This window comes from Paenibacillus thailandensis, from assembly GCF_042685365.1.
GTDB classification, from domain to species: domain Bacteria; phylum Bacillota; class Bacilli; order Paenibacillales; family Paenibacillaceae; genus Paenibacillus_AP; species Paenibacillus_AP thailandensis.
This window is the reverse complement of record NZ_JBHUMY010000038.1, coordinates 74,974-93,639: the sequence shown is the minus strand read 5'-3', so window position 1 is coordinate 93,639 and position 18,666 is coordinate 74,974. Positions and strand designations below refer to the sequence as shown.

Annotated in this window: 20 protein-coding genes; 14 read left to right on the top strand and 6 right to left on the bottom strand. The window is 54.2% G+C overall.

Going from position 1 to position 18,666, the window contains the following annotated elements; translation table 11 throughout:
- Window positions 1–30: 30 nt before the first annotated feature.
- Window positions 31–1,056, bottom strand: a complete 1,026-nt coding sequence (locus tag ACFSW5_RS22980) for a M23 family metallopeptidase (protein WP_379278744.1) — start codon at window positions 1,054–1,056, stop codon at window positions 31–33.
- Window positions 1,057–1,320: 264 nt separating this feature from the next.
- Here ACFSW5_RS22980 and lipA point away from each other — a divergent pair, with 264 nt between their 5' ends.
- From lipA to ACFSW5_RS22955, 5 genes are all read left to right on the top strand, one after another.
- Complete coding sequence (lipA, locus tag ACFSW5_RS22975; protein ID WP_379278538.1) at window positions 1,321–2,235, top strand: lipoyl synthase; 915 nt, start codon at window positions 1,321–1,323, stop codon at window positions 2,233–2,235.
- 31 nt (window positions 2,236–2,266) lie between these two features.
- Window positions 2,267–3,070 (top strand): YutD-like domain-containing protein, encoded by an 804-nt coding sequence (locus ACFSW5_RS22970; RefSeq protein ID WP_379278536.1) that lies wholly within the window; start codon window positions 2,267–2,269, stop codon window positions 3,068–3,070.
- Between the two features lie 99 nt (window positions 3,071–3,169).
- A complete protein-coding gene (locus ACFSW5_RS22965; protein ID WP_379278742.1) occupies window positions 3,170–4,006 on the top strand; it encodes an AraC family transcriptional regulator in 837 nt (278 codons plus the stop codon).
- A gap of 53 nt (window positions 4,007–4,059) precedes the next feature.
- A complete protein-coding gene (locus tag ACFSW5_RS22960) occupies window positions 4,060–4,422 on the top strand; it encodes a VOC family protein (RefSeq protein WP_379278533.1) in 363 nt (120 codons plus the stop codon).
- 423 nt (window positions 4,423–4,845) lie between these two features.
- Complete coding sequence (locus tag ACFSW5_RS22955) at window positions 4,846–5,907, top strand: ABC transporter substrate-binding protein (protein ID WP_379278739.1); 1,062 nt, start codon at window positions 4,846–4,848, stop codon at window positions 5,905–5,907.
- A gap of 120 nt (window positions 5,908–6,027) precedes the next feature.
- On the opposite strand, the gene ACFSW5_RS22950 is transcribed toward ACFSW5_RS22955, so the two are convergent.
- Both ACFSW5_RS22950 and ylbJ read right to left on the bottom strand, forming a co-directional pair.
- Entirely contained in the window at window positions 6,028–6,825 is a 798-nt protein-coding gene (locus tag ACFSW5_RS22950; RefSeq protein WP_379278531.1) for an NAD kinase, read from the bottom strand.
- Window positions 6,826–6,951: 126 nt separating this feature from the next.
- Complete coding sequence (gene ylbJ / locus ACFSW5_RS22945) at window positions 6,952–8,034, bottom strand: sporulation integral membrane protein YlbJ (protein WP_379278528.1); 1,083 nt, start codon at window positions 8,032–8,034, stop codon at window positions 6,952–6,954.
- 543 nt (window positions 8,035–8,577) lie between these two features.
- Between ylbJ and ACFSW5_RS22940 the strand changes: the two genes are divergently transcribed.
- The 4 genes from ACFSW5_RS22940 to ACFSW5_RS22925 all read left to right on the top strand — a co-directional run bounded on the left by ACFSW5_RS22940 (window position 8,578) and on the right by ACFSW5_RS22925 (window position 11,158).
- Window positions 8,578–8,964 (top strand): globin domain-containing protein, encoded by a 387-nt coding sequence (locus tag ACFSW5_RS22940; protein ID WP_379278525.1) that lies wholly within the window; start codon window positions 8,578–8,580, stop codon window positions 8,962–8,964.
- Between the two features lie 6 nt (window positions 8,965–8,970).
- Window positions 8,971–9,678, top strand: coding sequence for a DUF2225 domain-containing protein (locus ACFSW5_RS22935; protein WP_379278523.1), 708 nt, complete (start codon window positions 8,971–8,973; stop codon window positions 9,676–9,678).
- A gap of 196 nt (window positions 9,679–9,874) precedes the next feature.
- Window positions 9,875–10,312: a MarR family winged helix-turn-helix transcriptional regulator gene (locus tag ACFSW5_RS22930; RefSeq protein ID WP_379278521.1), complete on the top strand. Its 438-nt coding sequence runs from the start codon at window positions 9,875–9,877 to the stop codon at window positions 10,310–10,312.
- Window positions 10,313–10,402: 90 nt separating this feature from the next.
- The gene (locus ACFSW5_RS22925) at window positions 10,403–11,158 is read left to right on the top strand and encodes an SDR family NAD(P)-dependent oxidoreductase (RefSeq protein ID WP_379278518.1); all 756 of its coding nucleotides are present in this window, start codon (window positions 10,403–10,405) and stop codon (window positions 11,156–11,158) included.
- A gap of 156 nt (window positions 11,159–11,314) precedes the next feature.
- On the opposite strand, the gene ACFSW5_RS22920 is transcribed toward ACFSW5_RS22925, so the two are convergent.
- Complete coding sequence (locus ACFSW5_RS22920; protein WP_379278514.1) at window positions 11,315–12,322, bottom strand: oxidoreductase; 1,008 nt, start codon at window positions 12,320–12,322, stop codon at window positions 11,315–11,317.
- Window positions 12,323–12,497: 175 nt separating this feature from the next.
- Here ACFSW5_RS22920 and ACFSW5_RS22915 point away from each other — a divergent pair, with 175 nt between their 5' ends.
- A complete protein-coding gene (locus tag ACFSW5_RS22915) occupies window positions 12,498–12,929 on the top strand; it encodes an Lrp/AsnC family transcriptional regulator (RefSeq protein ID WP_379278512.1) in 432 nt (143 codons plus the stop codon).
- Between the two features lie 77 nt (window positions 12,930–13,006).
- On the opposite strand, the gene ACFSW5_RS22910 is transcribed toward ACFSW5_RS22915, so the two are convergent.
- A complete protein-coding gene (locus ACFSW5_RS22910; RefSeq protein ID WP_379278510.1) occupies window positions 13,007–13,642 on the bottom strand; it encodes a ThuA domain-containing protein in 636 nt (211 codons plus the stop codon).
- Between the two features lie 24 nt (window positions 13,643–13,666).
- Window positions 13,667–14,905, bottom strand: coding sequence for an MDR family MFS transporter (locus ACFSW5_RS22905; protein WP_379278508.1), 1,239 nt, complete (start codon window positions 14,903–14,905; stop codon window positions 13,667–13,669).
- 363 nt (window positions 14,906–15,268) lie between these two features.
- On the opposite strand from ACFSW5_RS22905, the gene nudK reads away from it, so the two are divergent.
- The 4 genes from nudK (at window position 15,269) to ACFSW5_RS22885 (ending at window position 18,594) form a co-directional block, all read left to right on the top strand.
- The gene (gene nudK, locus ACFSW5_RS22900) at window positions 15,269–16,222 is read left to right on the top strand and encodes a GDP-mannose pyrophosphatase NudK (RefSeq protein WP_379278505.1); all 954 of its coding nucleotides are present in this window, start codon (window positions 15,269–15,271) and stop codon (window positions 16,220–16,222) included.
- A 109-nt stretch (window positions 16,223–16,331) separates the two neighbouring features.
- Window positions 16,332–17,549 carry a MerR family transcriptional regulator gene (locus ACFSW5_RS22895; RefSeq protein WP_379278502.1) on the top strand — a complete coding sequence of 406 codons (1,218 nt, stop codon included), beginning with the start codon at window positions 16,332–16,334 and terminating at the stop codon, window positions 17,547–17,549.
- An 85-nt stretch (window positions 17,550–17,634) separates the two neighbouring features.
- On the top strand, window positions 17,635–17,844 hold the full coding sequence (locus ACFSW5_RS22890; protein ID WP_379278499.1) for a hypothetical protein: 210 nt from the start codon (window positions 17,635–17,637) through the stop codon (window positions 17,842–17,844).
- Window positions 17,845–17,949: 105 nt separating this feature from the next.
- Window positions 17,950–18,594, top strand: a complete 645-nt coding sequence (locus ACFSW5_RS22885; protein ID WP_379278496.1) for a Bax inhibitor-1/YccA family protein — start codon at window positions 17,950–17,952, stop codon at window positions 18,592–18,594.
- The last annotated feature ends 72 nt before the right edge of the window (window positions 18,595–18,666 follow it).

Here is an 18,666-nt window from a genome sequence, read left to right as displayed (position 1 = left end):
TGTTCCGGCGCAAACGGTGCGCGGCGGCTTTTACTTTTTGGCCCGGAGACGGCGCTGCTCCGCTACCTCCCAGGACCGCAGCAGCGGGTAAGGGTCGAACGCCCATTCGACCAGGCCGCGGTCGCGGTAGACGCCGTAATGAAGATGAGGCGGGAACTTGCCTTGCGTCCCCGGCTTTCCGTAGCCGGAGCTGCCGACCCAGCCGACCACTTGACCCGGCTTTACGACGTCGCCGATTTTAAGCTTTTTATCGTAGCCCTGCAGGTGGGCGTAATAATGGTAATAGTTGTTCAGGTCGCGGATGCCGAGGCGCCAGCCGCCGTAAGGGTTCCAGCCTTTGACCTCGACAATGCCGTAGCAGGTGCTTCGAACCGGGACGCCGTACGGGGCGAAAATGTCCGTCCCTTCGTGGATGCGGTAGCCGCCCCAGCTCCGTCCCGTCCCCCATGTGCTGCGGTAGGAATAATAATCGCCGACCGGCAAAGGGAAGGCATGCTCGTACAGGTTCAGCTTGCCAAACGCCGTATAAATATCGGTAAATTGCTTTATTCTTTTTACGGCCCGGTGGTTGTGGTAATACTCCCATACGCCGATGGCGAAGTCGTCCTCGGAAAGGCCGTATTGCGCGATTTTGCTGACGATGGAATACAGCAGGTCGGTATCGTTCGTCCTCTCGACGATGCCGTTGCCGTCGCCGTCCCTGCCGATGCCGTTAAACCACTTGATCGACAACGGCGTATGATCCTCCGTATCGGGATTGAGCGGACCTACCCATTTCTCTTCCTCGATGAATACGCCCACGGTTTCGCCGAGCTGCGGCCTTGCTTTCGGTTTCGCCTTGCTCATCGAGCGCTCGTATTGATCGATCGCGGCAAGACGCTGCCAAGAGACGCCGGTCATCATGCTTATTTTTTCATAAAGCTGTTTGCGGGCCGCAATTTCCTCCTTGGCCGAAGTTTCCTTCGGCTTTGCCGCGCTTGCCGGCTTGGCCGTTACGTCGGATACCGGGGCCAGCAGCAGCGATGCCAGTACGAGCCATGCAGCGCCCTTGCCCATCCATCGTTTCAAACGTTGTCATCCTTTCTTTTCGGTTTCACTGCTCCTAGGTTAACGCAAACGAAATCATTTTATCCGAAATTGGAAAATAACCCATGGATGCGAAATCGGCGGTACGAAAGGAAGGCCGGGCGGCGAGGCCGTTCCGGTTCCGCGTTCGGGAGACCGGGAAGTTGTCGCAAAAGTCCCCTTTTCCGGCGAAACATGGTATAATGGGCAAATGAGAAGCGGCTTGATATATAGCTGAAAGAGGGTTTTTCATACATGAAACCAAAAGAAAAAATAGCAAAGCCGGATTGGCTCCGGATTAAGCTGGCAACAGACGGCAATTATGCCGAAATAAAAGATATGATGCGTTCGAAAACGCTTCACAGCGTTTGTGAAGAGGCGCGGTGTCCGAACATTTACGAATGCTGGGCGAACCGTACCGCGACCTTTATGATTCTGGGCGATATTTGCACCAGAGCGTGCCGGTTCTGCGCCGTTAAGACGGGAATGCCGACCGAGCTCGATTTGCAGGAGCCGGAACGGGTGGCGGAAGCGGCCGAGCAGATGGGACTTCGCCATTGCGTCGTGACTTCGGTCGCGCGCGACGACCTTGCGGATGGGGGCGCTTCCATCTTCGCGGCGACGATCAAGGCGATCCGGAAGCGGATGCCGTTCTGCCGCGTCGAAGTGCTGATTCCGGATTTTATGGGCAATTGGGACGCGCTTCAGGTGGTCATGGACGCGAAGCCGGATATTTTGAACCATAATATCGAGACGGTGGAGCGATTGTCCGACCGCGTAAGAGCGAAAGCCAAGTACAGACGCTCCATCGAGCTGCTGAAACGGGCCAAAGAAATGGCTCCGAAAATTCCTACGAAATCCAGCATTATGCTGGGCGTAGGCGAAGAATGGGACGAAATTTTGCAAGCGATGGACGATTTGCGCGCCGTTGATTGCAATATACTAACGTTGGGGCAATATTTGCAGCCGTCGCCGGCGCATCTTCCGCTTGTGCGCTACGTGCATCCGGACGAATTCGCGAAGCTGAAGGAGGAAGGACTCCGCAGAGGCTTCCGTCACGTCGAATCCGGCCCTCTCGTCCGCAGCTCCTATCATGCCCACGAGCAGACGGACTCCGCTGTCGCGGCCGCAGAGCTGGAGCAGATCGAAAGCGGCGCAAGCGGCGTTTAACGGCGGCTCCCAGAAGTGGAGGAATCAAAGGTTGATTCATATCGGTGGCAAAGTATACGAAATCATCTACGAGAACAAAAACGGTTGGAATCCCGACGCGTTCCGGGACCGCTACAGCGAAGTGCTGGACCGTTACGACTATATCGTCGGAGACTGGGGCTACAACCAGCTTCGGCTGAAAGGCTTTCTGAAGGACAACCATGCCAAGGCGACGAAAGATTGCTCGTTCTCCAGCCTGTCGGACTATATTAACGAGTATTGCAACTTCGGCTGCGCTTATTTCGTGCTGGAGAAGGTAGGCTTTACGAGACAAGCGGAAGACGGGACGGAGCCGGAGGAGGAAGCGCCGGAAGCGTCCGCGGAGCGGGTGGCGGCGGCGGACAAGCCGGAGCAGCCGAACGAGCGGCCTCTTCGTTACTCGCGGACGGAACCCGATGGCCGTCCGGAACGGAAAGGCGCGGGCGATGCGGCCGGCCGTCTTGATGTGCCGGAGAAAGCGGGCAAGCCTTATCCGAAGCATGACAAGCTTGACCGTCCGGACAAACCGGAGCGTCAAGCAGACAGACCGGACCGATCCGACCGGGGGGCCAGGTTCGACCGCCCGGACAAGACCGAACGGCCGGAGCGCAGCCGTTATCCGCAGCGCGACCGCAAACCGCGCAGTCAGCATTATCCGGAACAAGTTGGAGAAGGCGAAACGAACTCCCAACGCAAAAACAACCGCCCGAACGGCCATCACCGCAACAAAAAGCCGTTTGGCATTACGGCCAAGGACGACGTTGCGGCAGCCTCCGAAGACAATCGCAGGCCTCGGAAAGATCCGAACCGCACATAAACCGGAATAAATCGTTTAGAAGACCGTTACCCGGCTCCGACCGGCGAACGGTCTTGTTTTGTCGATAGAATGATTTCAGGCCAAGGTGGTTAATTGGTGATGAACTATGAGGAACGACGGCCGGCAGACTTCCTATCCTCTTCGGTTAAATGCTTCTGGCAGCTGAGAAGGACGTATCGGGCCGGCGAAGTTGGCGAAGTGTTGTGGCCGGATGGCTGCCAGGAGCTTATATTCCATTACGGAGCCGCTTATTCGGTGTCCGGCCGGACGCTGCCCCGAGCGTTTTTTATCGGGTCGCTGTCCCGCTATCACCACCTCTATGCGGACGGAGAGCTTCGTTCGTTCGGGGTGCGGCTGCTGCCGTGGGGACTCGCCGCTCTGTCGGACAAGCCTGTAGGCGGATTCAATGACAGCTTCGTGCCGCTCGAAGAGGCGCTCGCCTCTAACGCCTCCGGCTTGCTGCCGGATTTGGAGCGACGGCTTGCCGACACGACGGACATGAGCATTGCCCAGAAGCTGATCGAAGCGTTTCTGTCCAACCTTTTACGTCCGTCCGGGATCGATCCGGCGATGCTCGCCGTACTCGGCAAGCTGTACGGCGAGCCGGCCTCTTACGACGTTTCCCGCGCCGTGGCGGACAGCGGTTATTCCCAGCGCCAATTCGAGCGGTTATGCGCCCGGCTTACCGGTCTGTCTCCGAAGCGGCTTCACAAAATCGCCCGATTCAATCGGACAAGGCTTCGTCTCATGTTTCAGCCGGACCTTGATTTGCATGATTGCATGCTGGAGATGGGATACTATGACTACGCTCATTTTTCCAAGGATTTCAAGCTTTGTTTAGGAATTACGCCGGTTGAATATATAAAATGGGTCCGCCGGAAAGACGGTAAGAGCCGGGGGCCGCAGGATGTCGTTTTTTTACAAGACGAGCTTTGAACGGCCGTGCTAAAGTGACTGTGGAATTCAACAGCGCAAGGAGGAACAACGCAATGATTAAAAAAATCGCGACGGCCGCGGTCTATGTCGAAGATCAGCAAAAAGCGAAAACGTTCTGGGTGGAGAAGGCCGGCTTCGATCTCGTCCGGGAAACGCCGATGGGTCCAAACGGCGCTTGGCTCGAAGTCGCCCCAAAAGGCGCGGAGTCGGCATTGGTTCTTTACCCGCAGGCGATGATGCCAGGCTGGGAAGAAATGAAGCCGTCCATCGTCTTCGAATGCGACGACATCTTCGGCACTTACGAGCGAATGAAAAGCAGCGGCGTGAAATTCGAGGCCGAACCTCAAAAGATGCAGTGGGGAACTTATGCCCATTTTTACGATGAAGACGGGAATAAATTTTTGCTAAAGGGTTGATTGCGCTTCATTCGGAAGACTGCTCCATTGCGATTGGAGCAGTCTTTTTTTTTGCACGCGATTATTCGGGCTGCAGGGACAGCTCGGGAGGATCGTACTTATCGTATCCTTGACGCTTTCTTCCAGCGGCCGATAGGGATCTTCAAGTGTTGAACGCCCTTCGCTCCGCCCGCCTGGCAGTCCGACCATACGGAGATTGGAAGCGAGGCCCCCCGATCCCGGTCAAGAGGTTGTGTTAGCTTTGTTGACTCGAATCAACGATGAGATGTGCATATTGACCAAAAATACGGGTCGATATTGTCCGTCGAAACGAAAAGGATGTCATGTAAATTGACCTGCTATCCGAGCGGCCCTACAATGAGCCTATCTTCTTAGACAATGAACAGGGATAAATCAGATAGGGAGTGGGTCTTTTTGAAAAAAATGTTCCGAAACAAGAACAAACTCCGCATTTGGCTGCCGGTGCTCGTTCTGACGGTAATGCTTGCGGGCTGCGGCGGCAACGGCAACGGCAGCGGCAACGGGGCGGCTTCTAGCGAGCCGTCGGCTGCGCCTTCCTCGGAGGCGTCCGCATCGCCGGAGAAGGCTTCGGTCGAGCAGCCGGACGTCGAAGTGGTGTTGAACTGGTTCGCCAAAAGCGAGCATGGCGGCTTGTTTGCCGCACAGCAGCACGGAATTTACGAGAAAGCCGGGCTTAATGTAAAGATCGAGCAAGGCGGCCCGCAAGTATCGTCGATTCAGATCGTCGCTTCGGGCAAAGCGCAGTTCGGGCTGGCGCATGCGGATCAAATTTTGCTCGCCCGCGAGCAGGGCATTCCGATCGTCGCCGTCGCGACGACGTTCCAAATCAGCCCGCAGTCGATCATGTTCCATGAAGGCCAGCCGATCGACGACTTCGACGATTTGAACGGCCGGACGATTTATATCCAAAGCGGACAGCCGTATTGGGAGTTTCTGAAGCACAAATACAAGCTGGATAAAGCGACGGAGATCGCTTATACCGGGCAGCACGCCAACTTTATCGCCGATGCGTCGTCCGCGAGCCAGTCGTTCGTTACGGGCGAGCCGTTTGCCGTAGAGGAGCAAGGCGTGCCGGTCGACACGCTGCTCGTTGCGGATTCGGGCTATAAGCCGTATGCGGCGGTCATTTATACGACGGAAGATTTTCTGAAGAAAAACCCGCAGACGGTAAAAGCGTTCGTGCAAAGCACGGTGCAAGGCTGGGAAGATTACAAAACGACCTCGTCGGAAATCGACGCGCATATTCGGACGATCAATACGAACATGTCCGAGAAGGAAATGGAGTTCGCCGTCAAAACGCAGGAGGAATTCATATACGGCTACGATGCGGTCGAGCACGGCGTCGGTTATATGACCGAGGAACGGTGGAAAACGCTGATGGAACAGCTGATCGAGATCGGCGTTCTTTCGCAAGAGCAAGACGTGACGAAGGCGTTTACGACCGAATTTTTGCCGGAAAAATAGGATAAGGAAGCGAAAGCGGGAAGCCCGTCGCATGGCGCTCCCGGCTCCCTCCCCGAAAAAAACGGACCGTCGTCCAGGAATGGATGACGGTCCGTTTTGCGCGATTGCATCAAATATCGGCTATTGCTCGTAATCGCCGAGGAAAGCTTCGCGCACCCGGTTCCAGAACGGAAACGGCCGGTAGCGGGCGAAGCTGATTTTGTCGTTCGATACGCGGCAGCGAACGGAACGAAGGTCGTTGATCAGAAAGTACAGATGGTCGATCGTAAGCGTCAGCCGCTGTTCTTTTTTGGAAATAATGTCGCAATGGTGATGCTTCGGCAGCAGGACGGAAGAACCGAGCGTCCGGTAGACCCTGTTGTTGATGGATGCGATTTCCGCGATTTGGAGCGCTTCAATATGCGGATGGACGATGGCGCCGCCGACCGATTTGTTGTACGCGGTGCTGCCCGGAGGCGTCGAGATGACGATGCCGTCGCCCCGGAACATCTCGAATATTTCGTCGTTGATGTTGATTTGGGAGACGACCGTGCCGTCGACGCCTTTAATGGTCGCTTCGTTTACCGCCGTATAGCGGGTAACGCCGCTCGCCGTTTCGACTTCGATCTCGGCAAGCGGATAACGGACGATGTTCGGTGTTTCGCTGGCCATCAGCTCCACGAGCTCCTCCAGCTCGTCTTTTTGCCAATCGGCAAAAAAACCGAGATGCCCCGTATGGATGCCTACAAAAGAGACGGACGCGATCCGGTCGACATATTGATGAAACGCCTCAAGCAGCGTGCCGTCGCCTCCGATGGAAACAACGATCTCCGGCGACTCCTCGCTTGGCGTAAGGCCGCGGCTTCCCGCCAATTGATGGAAACGTTCGGCTAGCTCGCGGGATAGCGGGTCTCCGCGGTCAATAACGGTGTATTTCAAAGGTTAGTCCCCTTCCGATCAGATTCATACCTAAAATAATATCGGAAGACCGAAGCAAATTCAATGACTCCGGGCAAGCCTCTTAAGTCCCGGTCCTTAAGGGCGCTCCGGCGGGAAGGGGAAAGGTTAAGGCGCAAGCCAGCCCCAGAGAAGATAGACCAGCGCCGCGGCGATGAACGAATGAGCCAGCCTTGCGAGCAGCAGCGGCTTGTAGCGAAGGTCGGTGCGGCTAAGCAGGCTTGCGACCTGGGCATGGACGGACAAGCCGGCCCATGACAGCACCCATGCCGCGGCTGCGGCTTGATGCATCAGGCCCGTGCCGGCTTCCCCGGCCGCCCGCGAGCCCAGGGTCACTTCGAAGCCGCCGAAGATGATGGCGTCGGCCAGCCGCACGGGCAATCCCGCCCAGCCGAACAGCAGCCGCATCCCTTCGGAAAGCGCCGCGACGATGCCGGCATGCGTAAGCAGCTCCATAAGCGCGGAGAAAAATACGACCAGACCGCCGACGACAACCATAAGCCGGAGGGCGGACTGAACCGCGTCCTGCAGCAGCTTGCCGAAGGGTCGTCCGTCCTCGAGCCGCGCGAAGTGCATCTCCCGCAGCGCCTCGTGCAGCCGCGAACGGCGGCCGGCGGAAGGGTGGGCGGCTGCGGCCGATCCGGTAAGCGGCGCGTGCCGGTCGTGGAAGCGCATCAGCAGGCCGATGACAAGAGCGCCGCCGTAATGGGCGGCCGCAAGCAGCGGCGCAAGGGCGGCGTTATGGAAGAAGCCGACGGAGACGGCGCCGATCAGGAATATCGGATCGGAGGTCGTCGTGAAGGCGACCAGCCGCTCGCCTTCGGCCCGGTTCACGAGCTTCTGCTCCCACAGCTGCGCGGTAAGCCTCGCCCCCACCGGATAGCCGGATACGTAGCCCATCGCCACGACGAAGCCGCCGATGCCGGGAAGCCGGAACAACGGACGCATAAGCGGATCAAGCAGCTTGCCGAAAAAATGAACGACCCCAAAGCCAAGCATGATTTCGGAAATGACAAAAAACGGGAACAGGGCGGGGAACAGCACTTTCCACCATATATCCAGCCCGCGCAAGGCGGATTCAAGCGTTTCCTCCGGAAAGACGGCCATCAGGAGAGCAATAAACAGCGCGGCGAAGGAGGCAAGAGCATAAGGCTGAAGGAACGGTCGTGATTTTAAGGTTGTTTTGGCCATAACGGAATATCGCTTCCCTCCGTATCTCTATTTTCTATGTATATATATGAGCGGAGTTGGACAATCATCACCGCCATGAGACTTAAGAAACAAACCAAAAAAATAAGAAAACGCTTGCAAAAAAAGACTGGATTCCTAGAAAAAATATGGTACAATGGAATTACCTTAAGGAACAGTTTGGGGTGATGAATGTGATGAGTATAATTACGGGACTTCTCGTCTGTGCATTCGTCTTTGTTATCCGGGAGGCCATCGCGGCGCCCGGTGAAGAGGATTACGACTGTTGAACGTTGAACTCCAGCCACGTCACCGATTTACGTTATGCCCGCCTTGCGACCAATGGCGGGCTTTTTTTGTTAATAAAGTGCCGATGCTTGAATTATGGAGGCGCATCGGTTTTACTTGAACTATAACGAAGCATAAAGTTCAAGGATGATCTTTCGCCGCGGAGACGATGACATCCGCTTATGCGGGAAGGCGGCCGTTTGCCGGCAATTATGTGAAAAATGGCCTAAGACATTTATACTGGAGTGATCGATGCCGATGAATAATCATATAACCCTTTACGATGCGATAGGGGGAAGCGATACGATCCGGCGGATCGTCGAGGCTTTTTACCCGAAAGTGCAGCAGCATCCGCTGCTGGCCCCGCTGTTTCCGGACGACATTAGGCCGGTGATGGACAAGCAATACATGTTTCTCAGCCAGTTTTTCGGCGGACCTTCCCTTTATTCCGACGCGTACGGCCATCCGATGATGCGCGGGCGGCATCTGCCTTTTCCGATTACGAAGGAGCGGGCGGACGCTTGGCTTGACTGCATGTACCGGGCGCTGATCGATATCGGGATGGAGGACGAGCTGAGGGAGCTGGTCATCAACCGGCTGGCCGGCCCGGCTTATCATTTCATAAATACACCGAACGAGGAGTAATCGCTGATGGAAATCGAGCCGCTTTACCGCATTCAAGTTGCTTGCCCGTGCTGCAGCAAGCCGTTTATGACATCCCGTGTCCGTTCCAGCTTCAAAAGGGCTTTGCGCACCGATACCGACTTCTGCGGCCATTACCGCGAGAGGGCGAATCCGGATTATTATGTCGTGAGGGTATGTCCGGCATGCGGATATGCTTCCACGGAGAACAGTCTGGCGAAATTGTCGGCACGTCAGCGGCAAGCCTACGAGGAGCGGTTAGGCTCAAAATGGGTCGGCCGCGATTACGGCGGCGAACGGACGGCGAATCAAGCGATTGAATGCTACAAGCTGGCGCTGATGACCAGCCAGGCGGTCGGGGAGAACGACCGGCTCATAGCGGGAATTTTGCATCATTTGGCGTGGCTGTACCGCGAGCTGGGCGATACGGAAGCGGAAATGAAATTTATGCGCTTTGCGCTTGACGCGTACGTGAAAGTGTACGAAGAAGGGGACGGATCGGGCAGCGACGCCCGGCTGATGTATTTGATCGGCGAGCTGAACCGCCGCCTCGGCGACCGGAACGAAGCGGTCCGCTGGTTCTCGCGGGTCGTACGGGACGAGCGGATCGTCGATTCCGCGATGATCCGGGCATGCCGCGAGCAGTGGCAGCTTATCCGCGAGGAGCAAGCCGGGCCCGGCCAGCCGCTGCAGGCGGGCGACGGCAGCGGGCGGTAAGCTTAAGCGCCGGGGACGGCTCCCCCTTCGGAGGCGGCAGAGCAAGCGGTCGGTAAGCGGCATAAGCGGCTTCCGAGGATAAGCCGTGAGGGTGGACGACTAAGTTGGCCGCCCCCGCGGCTTCATTCATATGTAATCCGAAATTGACTTCGATCCATTATTTTCATATATTATTATTTAGGGGGGCTAATTGAAAATGGATTTTTCTTTGCATGAGAGCATCAGCTATTGGATCAAGAAAATTTATCAGGAGACCGGGCATCTCTACAACGAGAGGCTGGCGCAATACGGGCTGACGACGGCGCAGGTCAGCGTGCTCGCACTGCTGTGGAACTCAGGCGATGGACAGACGCAGAAGGACCTTCACGAGAAGCTGCGGATCCGTCCGGCTTCTTTGAGCAACGTACTCGATATGCTTGTCGCTGGCGGATGGGTTATGCGTAAGCAGGATTCGGACGATGCACGCGTAAAGCGGATTTACTTAACCGAGGCCGGTTTTGCGCAGAAGAGCGTCTGCGCCGATATTCTCGCCGATATTGAGCAGCACGTTCGTAAGAACCTCGCGCCCGAGGAGACGGCGGTCTTGCTGATGTGGCTTAAAAAAATCGAAGGTTCTTTAAGAAAGGAGGAATAATTCTTTTTTATTCATATATTTAGGTTAACTAAATTTATGTAAGACTAACTATTGTAGAATCCCCCCGCTTAATGAAAGGAGAGGATTGCTATGGATCTAGGGTTGAAGGGCAAGATCGCGGTCGTTACGGGAGGATCTTCCGGAATCGGGGAAGCTGTGGCGAAGATGTTCGGAGCTGAAGGGGCGAAGGTAGCGCTCACTTATTTCAATGATATTATGGCGGCAGAGCAAACGGCGCGCGAGATTGAAAGGCTTGGCGGAGAAGCGATGCCGATACGCTACGATTTGAACGATGACCGTGCGATAGAACTGGCGATCGACGCAATTGTCGAACGATGGGGCGAGATTCACGTGCTGGTCAATAACGCCGTTTATTGGCCGGAACGCCGGCAGCTTTCTTTTGAGGATGTCCCCCCGGCGGGCTGGCGGCAGGAAATTCGCGCCAATCTGGAAGGTTATTATTATACGATTCAACGAGCGTTGCCTTATATGAGGAAAACGGGCTGGGGGCGGATCGTGAATATCTCCTCGGAGCTTGCCGAAGACGGGATGCCCGGCGGCGCATCCTATACGGCGGCCAAGGCCGGCCTTCACGGCTTGACCGCCACACTGGCCAAAGAACTGGGGCCGAGCGGGATTTACGTCAATGTCGTCATGCCCGGCTGGACGATGACTGAGAAGGCGTGGAATACGTTTCCAAAGGATATGATCGAGCGCGAGAGGGAGAACGTACCGACCCGTAAGCATAGCGTTCCCGACGATATCGCCAGCCTCGTCGTCTTCTTGGGATCGGAGGCGAACGGCAATATAAACGGCGAGTTGATCCGCGTGACGGGCGGCAAGTGACGAGTCCGCACTGTGAATTCGACGTAAGTCCGCCTTAGGCGGAAAGCAGCGAGATCACAGCCATTATTGGATTTCCACGATTAAAAAGCACCTGCAATCTCTTTCGAGATGCAGGTGCTTTGGCATTTGCGGATAAAGCCAACGTTTCCGTACGTCTTATCCGATACGTTGCAATTGCGCAGCTTCCGGCTTTATAAACGTTTTTCCGATAAAGTCCGGGTCCTGCAGCAGCGGCCTGCCGACGGCGATAAAATCGGCCAGCCCGTCGGAGAGTATCGATTCCGCATACGCTTTGGTATGGATGCTGCCTACGGCGATAACGGGGATACGAACGGCTTGCTTGATGACGGCGGCGTAAGGAACCTGATAGCCGTCCGGGGTAGCCGGCGGGCTAACCGGAAGCAGGCCGCCGGACGATACGTCCACCGCATCGAGAAGCTCTTCCAGATGCGTCAGCATTTCGGCTACTTCGCCGGGAGTCAGCCCGCCTTCGGCATAATCGGATGCGGAGACTCGGACGATAACCGGATAATGGGGACCCGTCTCCGATCGTATCGCTTCCAGCGCTTCCCGTAGAAAACGGATCCGGTTCTCGAGCGAGCCTCCATATTCGTCCGTCCGACGATTGGACAAGGGAGACAGGAACTGGTGAACGAGATGGCCGTGCGCCGCATGAATCTCGATGCCGTCAAAGCCGGCCTGCAGGCTTCGTCTCGCGGCGAGCCGATAGTTCTCCAGCTCGTCTCGGATATCGGAGGTCGTCATCTGCTCGGGCGTTCCGTATTCGTCGTCGTAAGCGACGGGGCTTGGCGCAAGCAATCTGGAGGAGGAGTCGCGCCACGATTTTCTTCCCCCGTGGGTGAGCTGAATGAAGATCGGCGTTCCTTTTGCGTGTACGGCGTCTACGACCTTTCGCAGCGGCTCGGTATGGGCGTCCGAGAACAGGCCGATGTCGTTATGAAAGAGGCGCCCGTTCGGAGACACCCCGGTGGACTCCAACATTACCAATCCGGCATCCCCCGCCAGTCTGCTATAATGATGGATGTGATGTTCCGTGGCAAAAGCTTCCGGCGTTCCGTGGAACTGCTGCATGGGGGAGACGATCAGACGGTTTTTCAGCTGCAGCCCGCCGATATGGAAAGGACTAAGCGTTTTTGCGTTCATTTTTTATTCCTCCCGTTTATATGTTGATTAAGCTGAACCTTATAGCTACAGTTTAAGGAAATACGTGCTGCCGTTACATACTAAATCCAAGTTATCCGGACGGATTTACTTTGGATTTGAAGGCGATGAAGCCCCTTTTTTTAAAAAAAGAAAAGCCCGAAAGGAGAGTATGATCTTGGACCAGATTGACCTGAAAATATTAAGGCTGCTGCAGGAAAACGCACGAATCCCGATATCCGAAATCGGAAGGTTAATCAATATGACCGGTCCGGCCGTGAACGAACGGGTCAAGAGGCTGGAGGAAAAGGGAGTGATCCGGTCCTATCGGGCAATTCTTTCTCCGGCGAAGATGGGAAAGGCCGTTTCGGCCTTTATCCTCATCCAGGCGGAACGATGCGAGACGTTTGCGGAATTTTGCGGACAATCGCCCGATGTGGAGGAACTGCATCAAATAAGCGGGCAATACAATTTCTTGGTCAAGGTCGTGACCGAATCGATGGAATCGCTCGAACGGTTCAGGCTGGCATGCAGCAAGCACGGATTTACGCAAACGATGACCGTGCTGTCCACCTCGTTCGATTCGAAGGGGATTGCGTTGGAGAAGTAACAAAAAGCGGCAGACCGGAGTTTCGACTCCGGCTGCCGCTGATCCGTTATAAAGAGGAGTGCTGAGGGGGCAAGGCTTCAGGCGCCGTTTGCAACCCATGCCAAACTGTTGCGAATGAGCTGCCGGTAAGACTCAGGCGCAAACGAACGGGCGTCGTGCCCCGGCTGCAGGTATACAACTTTCCCCAGTCCGTAGCGACGCTCCCATCCAGCCGGATAACGGCGGCCCTCATATTGATATTCGAGAAAAATATTTACCGGAGCGAAAGGGTCGAGTTCAATCACATAAGGCTCTTCGTTCATCGTAAAATCTTCAACCCCATGAAGCAGCGGATGCGACGGGTTCGTCCCATGATAGCTTAAAGGCTGATAGGGCGGATGCGATACGAATTTGCCGCCGACCATCTGTGCCAGTTCATAGCTGCTTTGGAGCGAAATGCCGTTATGGAGGGCGAGCAGCCCGCCTCCACCGGCCACGAAGGCCAACAGTCCCGCGGTCTGCTCCGGCGTCACCTCTTTTCTCCAGCAGTCCGTATAGGAAATAACCGCGTCGTATTCGTCGTTCGTCAGCTTTTTAAGCGAATCGTAATCCTCCGTAACGACAAACGGCGCTAAATCGCCAACAATATCCGCCAGCTGTCGCCGGATCGGGTCAAGAGGATGCCATACATCCCCGCCGTTATCGCCAATCAGCAGAACCTTCCGTTCGTTCATCTTCTCTCTCCTTTTCGCTCATGATTATTGATCGTTTCCGCGAGCTTTAAATAATTGAATATAGAGCACGATACTTATGAGCGCGCATATTAAAATAATACCGAAAATCCCCATAGGCGGCATCCATCCGGATAGGGAAACGGTCATAGGCGCTAATAATCTGCCGATCGTATATTGCAAGTTGTCCGCCGCCATGTATTGGCCCCGCGCATGCTCCGGCGCATAGCCGCTAATAAAGCTCTGCGTGACCGGAGAGCGTACGATTTCGCCAAAGGTGAAGATCGTCGTAACGAATAACAAGAACCATACGTTGGCGTTCAATCCAACGGCGAAGGTGCCTACCCCTGCCAGCAGCGAGGATAAAATAAACACATCGCGCTCTTTCCAATTGCGGAGCCAATTCGTTACCGGAAGAACGAACAAAACGAACAATAAGCCGTTATACCCGATTAACCAGCCGTATAACTCCGTGCCGGACAGCACGGGAGAACGCTCGAACCACGGGAACAATGTCTGAGCGGGAACTTCATCGGTTACATATACGGCCAAGTATAGATCCAGCTGCATGATCGGCACGAGGGAAGCGATGCCCGCTACAATATAAATGAAGAATACTTTATCCCGGAAAATGATGCCGTATCCTTTCACCTGCTCCTTGAAGGCATGAATCACAACGGTTGAACGATCTTGTTTTTTTGCCGTGGAAGGCAGCGTTTCTCGAACGATCCTATAAATGGCGACGAAATATAAAAGCAGGACGATGGCGCAGGTCCACAGAAGCGCTTGACGGTAATGAAAGAAAAAAACCGCCCCGAGTACAGGACCAAGTACGGCACCGATGTTATTGGCCGTCGTAAACGTGGCGAACACTTGTCGGCGGCGGTCTGCAGGAACAAGGTCGGCAACCATGGCGGAGCTGGCCGGCCGATATATGGCGCCCCCAAGTCCAAGGCCGACGAATGCGAGATAGTCTACCCAGATGGAAGGCGAAATCGCAAACATGGCGAACATCGCGGTTTGAACCGCAGCGCCGATAAGCATTACGGAACGTCTTCCGATCCGATCCGCCAAAGCACCGCCCGCCAAACTCCCCAACATGCTGAATATGGGAGGCAGCGCCATTAACATTCCGGCAATGGAATTGCCTAATGCCATGCCAAAATAGATCGTTATAAAAGGGAAGTACATCCAAAAAAGCATATTAAAAAGCGCTTCCCCGATTAAACGAACCTTTAAATTGGTATCCCAAATGCGTAAATTCACAATGCCCTCCTCGTTTGCCGCCTTCTGTACAGGAATAAATCGTCCCATTCATGCGGCTCGGTTCCCCCGGCCGGGTAAGCAAAATATAAAGGATTATCCAAATAAAGTATAGACTTATATTTACGGCTGGTTTATACTAATAATATGAATGCAGAATAATAGCAGGTTTGATTGACAGGCATCGAAAAACGAACATACGTTTGCGGTTAAGGCGCTTCCCGTGGGAGCGCCTTTTTTGGTTCTGTCCCCAGCCAAGCGAAGAGACGGCAAGCCGGGAGAAGCTGCAAGACTAGTAAAAAACCTGTTGCAGGCGACGTTACGTCATCCCATATAATGAAATCCATATACAGGGAGGGATGTACGATGAATCCAAAAATTCGAATTGTTAACGAAGAAATTTTGTCCGATAACTGGTACGTGCTTAAGAAAATTACTTACATGAGCGAAAGGAAGGACGGCTCTTGGGAAAGCCGATCCAGGGAATCCTACGACCGCGGGAACGGAGCTGCAATCCTGCTCTATAATCGGGAGCGGCAAACCGTTATTTTGACACGGCAGTTCCGGCTTCCGACTTATGTAAACGGGAATGAATCGGGGTTATTAATTGAAGCCTGCGCCGGCTTGTTGGACAACGAGAGCGCAGAGGACAGCATACGCCGGGAAGCGGAAGAGGAAACCGGCTACAGGGTGGCGAATGTGAAAAAAATCGGCGAAGCCTACATGTCGCCGGGCTCGGTAACGGAAAAGCTGCATTTTTTTGCGGCAGAATACACGCCCGCCATGAAGGTCGGAGAAGGGGGAGGGGTCGAGGAAGAGCAAGAAGACATCGAAGTGTTGGAATACCCTTTTGAACAGGCCATTGAAATGGTCAAAGAGGGGGAGATTATAGACGGAAAAACGATTATGCTGCTGCAATACGCTCAACTAAATCGGCTGCTGGATCCCGTTCCAAGACAGCAGCATATTCTCATTGCCGGACCTTACCGTTCCGGTACGGGAGACGACCCGAATTTGATCCGGCGCAATATCGATTTCATGAACGAAACAGCGCTTCGGGTATACGAGGCGGGGCATTTGCCGGTGCTGGGCGAGTGGTACGCGCTTCCGTTAATCGAGAAGGCCGGATCGCGGAAGATCGGCGACGAGATCTTTAACCGTATATTTCATCCATCCGCCGTGCGGCTTTTGAAGCATTGCGATGCCGTCCTTCGAATCGGAGGCTCCTCCCAAGGCGCCGATGAAATGGTGAGGGAAGCGCTTGGAATGGGGAAGATCGTCTATAGGGATTTGAATGAAATTCCTCAGGTTCGATTCTAGCAACGATATCTTTTTGGCGGGGGTCAGAAGTTATCCATTCCTTTCATGGCGGGCGGCAGGCGCGGCGTGAAGGGGGAGGAGCGCAAGGCATGCGAAAGGAGCCGTTGCATTGAAACGCGAAGATAAAGAATATCTGACGACGGGACAAATCGCGAAACGGACGGGATTGACCATTCGAACTCTGCGGTACTACGACCAGATCGGTTTGTTAAAACCGTCGAAATATAATGAGGCTTCCGCCCGTTTGTACGGCAAAGAAGACTTGGTTCGGCTGCAAAAAATCAATGCTCTTAAATATATAGGTCTGAATCTATCGGATATCAAGCAAATTATTCAAGACGGCCCGTTTCCCGAGCAGGACTTAAGGAGCTCGCTGCTGACGCAAAAGGAGGTTATCCGGCATAAAATCGCCCACATGCAATATGTATCCAAAGCGATCGACGAAGCGCTCGATATGCTGAACGAACGCGGCACGGAAGTGGACTGGGACAGCTTGTCGGACATTATTCAGACGATTCATACCGAGAAAGACTGGGGAGAGCAGTACCGCAACGCGCTCAGGCTGCAGGCGAGAATCCGGCTGTACGACCGATTCAGCGCCAATAAAGTTGGATGGCACCGCTGGTTTTTCGATCGGCTTGGCTTGGAGGCGGATCTCAAAATATTGGAGCTGGGTTGCGGCGATGCCGCTTTGTGGAGCCGGAATTTAGACCGAATTCCTCCTTCATGGAGCATCACGCTTACGGATCTATCGCCGGGGATGCTGGAGGCCGCCCGAACCAATGTCAACGACCGGAGCGGCAGGTTCGTGTTCCTGACGGCCGATGCGCAATCGATTCCGTTTCACGACGGGGAATTCGACGTCATCATTGCGAATCATATGCTCTATCATGTGCTGGATATCGAGAAAGCTCTTTCGGAATGCCATAGGGTGCTCAAAAACAACGGAGTGCTTTATACGTCGACCATGAGCAAGAAACATCTTCAGGAAATGGAGCAGCTCGCCAGGACGTTCGACCCGGCCATGCGGGTGTTGGACGATGTGATGGAAAGGTTTCATCTGGATAACGGAAACGGAATCCTGTCGTCGTTTTTCTCGGATATTGAAGTGTTCCGGTATGAAGATGACATGAACGTAAATGAGGCGGAACCGCTTATCCGCTACATGGTGTCTACGCCAATGAATGCAAAGGACTATCTTGCCGGCGGCAAATTGGAAGCTTTCAAAGCGTATGTTACGGATAAGATTCGGGAAGGAAACGGAAATATCCGTATTACGATGGATTCCGGATTTTTTTTATCGCGGAAAAAAGAAAAAACGGTCTGAAATTCATGTATACGGAAACGATGAATATAGATGTACGACAATGGGGGAAGCGCGTGACAATCCAGCCCCACAAGAGATACTTCCCGTGTACAACAAGCATGATAAACGCGTGCTGAAAGAGGGACTTGTCATTACGATCGAGCCTTTTTTATCGACGGACGCCCATTACGCGGTCGGACAGCCGGACGGATGGATCTTAAGCGTTCCCGACAATAGCTTTGCTGCGCAACATGAGCATACCATTATCATTACAAAGCATAACCCTATTATTGTTACGGAATATCGAGCCGGATGATCACGACGCTTATCATTTAGCCGGGCTGCTTCGAAATGAAACGCATGGACCTATCGATCGTAACAAGAATTAGCAATGATAACGAATAGAGGAGCAAATGGAACTATGAACTACGACAATTATGCCGTAACGAATCGAAATCCGATGGGCAAGCTAATGCTTACGTTTTTCTTTGCATTAATCGTGTCCGTAGCGGGGATGTTTGCCGGGATGCTTCTGCCCGACAGCGCCCGAATTCCGCTTTTTATTTTGGAGCTGGCGCTTCTAATCGGACTGCTTTTCTTGCGTAAAAAAGTGACCGTCGGCTATTCCTTGATGTACGTATTCATGCTGGTTTCCGGGGCGACGCTTCAATTCGCTTTAAAATATTATGCGGCTGCGCTCGGCAGTACGGCCGTCATCCAAACGGTTGCGGTTGCCGTCCTTGTATATGCCGGCCTTGCCGTCTACGCCTCCAAGACTAAAGAAGATTTCCGATTCCTCGGAGGCTTCCTGTTCGCTTCTTTGCTTGGTCTCGTTCTGCTCGGTCTTCTGCAGTTTATTTTTCCGTTCGGCGGCACGATGGAAACGATTTATTCCGGGTTTGGACTGCTTATTTTCATCGGCTACACGCTGTACGATTTTAACCGCATGGCCAAGGAAGGATTTGACGAAAGCGAAATCCCGCTAATGGTCGTGAATATATACTTGGATCTGGTGAACATCATTTTGTACGCTCTTCGCTTCTTGAAGTCTCTCGCGGAGGACTAATGCTTTAGCATGATAACGAACCGGGATGCCGCAGGGTATCCCGGTTATTTTTTGCGAAAGGTTTTTCCTTTC

What these genes read in the sequence shown, in the direction of transcription:
- ACFSW5_RS22930 (WP_379278521.1), top strand. Translation starts at nt 9,875, where the DNA reads ATGGATTTTTCTTTGCATGAGAGCATCAGCTATTGGATCAAGAAAATT.
- ACFSW5_RS22925 (WP_379278518.1), top strand. Translation starts at nt 10,403, where the DNA reads ATGGATCTAGGGTTGAAGGGCAAGATCGCGGTCGTTACGGGAGGATCT.
- ACFSW5_RS22920 (WP_379278514.1), bottom strand. Translation starts at nt 12,322, where the DNA reads ATGAACGCAAAAACGCTTAGTCCTTTCCATATCGGCGGGCTGCAGCTG.
- ACFSW5_RS22980 (WP_379278744.1), bottom strand. Translation starts at nt 1,056, where the DNA reads ATGGGCAAGGGCGCTGCATGGCTCGTACTGGCATCGCTGCTGCTGGCC.
- ACFSW5_RS22885 (WP_379278496.1), top strand. Translation starts at nt 17,950, where the DNA reads ATGAACTACGACAATTATGCCGTAACGAATCGAAATCCGATGGGCAAG.
- ACFSW5_RS22960 (WP_379278533.1), top strand. Translation starts at nt 4,060, where the DNA reads ATGATTAAAAAAATCGCGACGGCCGCGGTCTATGTCGAAGATCAGCAA.
- nudK (WP_379278505.1), top strand. Translation starts at nt 15,269, where the DNA reads ATGAATCCAAAAATTCGAATTGTTAACGAAGAAATTTTGTCCGATAAC.
- ACFSW5_RS22935 (WP_379278523.1), top strand. Translation starts at nt 8,971, where the DNA reads ATGGAAATCGAGCCGCTTTACCGCATTCAAGTTGCTTGCCCGTGCTGC.
- ACFSW5_RS22940 (WP_379278525.1), top strand. Translation starts at nt 8,578, where the DNA reads ATGAATAATCATATAACCCTTTACGATGCGATAGGGGGAAGCGATACG.
- ACFSW5_RS22955 (WP_379278739.1), top strand. Translation starts at nt 4,846, where the DNA reads ATGTTCCGAAACAAGAACAAACTCCGCATTTGGCTGCCGGTGCTCGTT.
- ACFSW5_RS22910 (WP_379278510.1), bottom strand. Translation starts at nt 13,642, where the DNA reads ATGAACGAACGGAAGGTTCTGCTGATTGGCGATAACGGCGGGGATGTA.
- ylbJ (WP_379278528.1), bottom strand. Translation starts at nt 8,034, where the DNA reads ATGGCCAAAACAACCTTAAAATCACGACCGTTCCTTCAGCCTTATGCT.
- lipA (WP_379278538.1), top strand. Translation starts at nt 1,321, where the DNA reads ATGAAACCAAAAGAAAAAATAGCAAAGCCGGATTGGCTCCGGATTAAG.
- ACFSW5_RS22965 (WP_379278742.1), top strand. Translation starts at nt 3,170, where the DNA reads ATGAACTATGAGGAACGACGGCCGGCAGACTTCCTATCCTCTTCGGTT.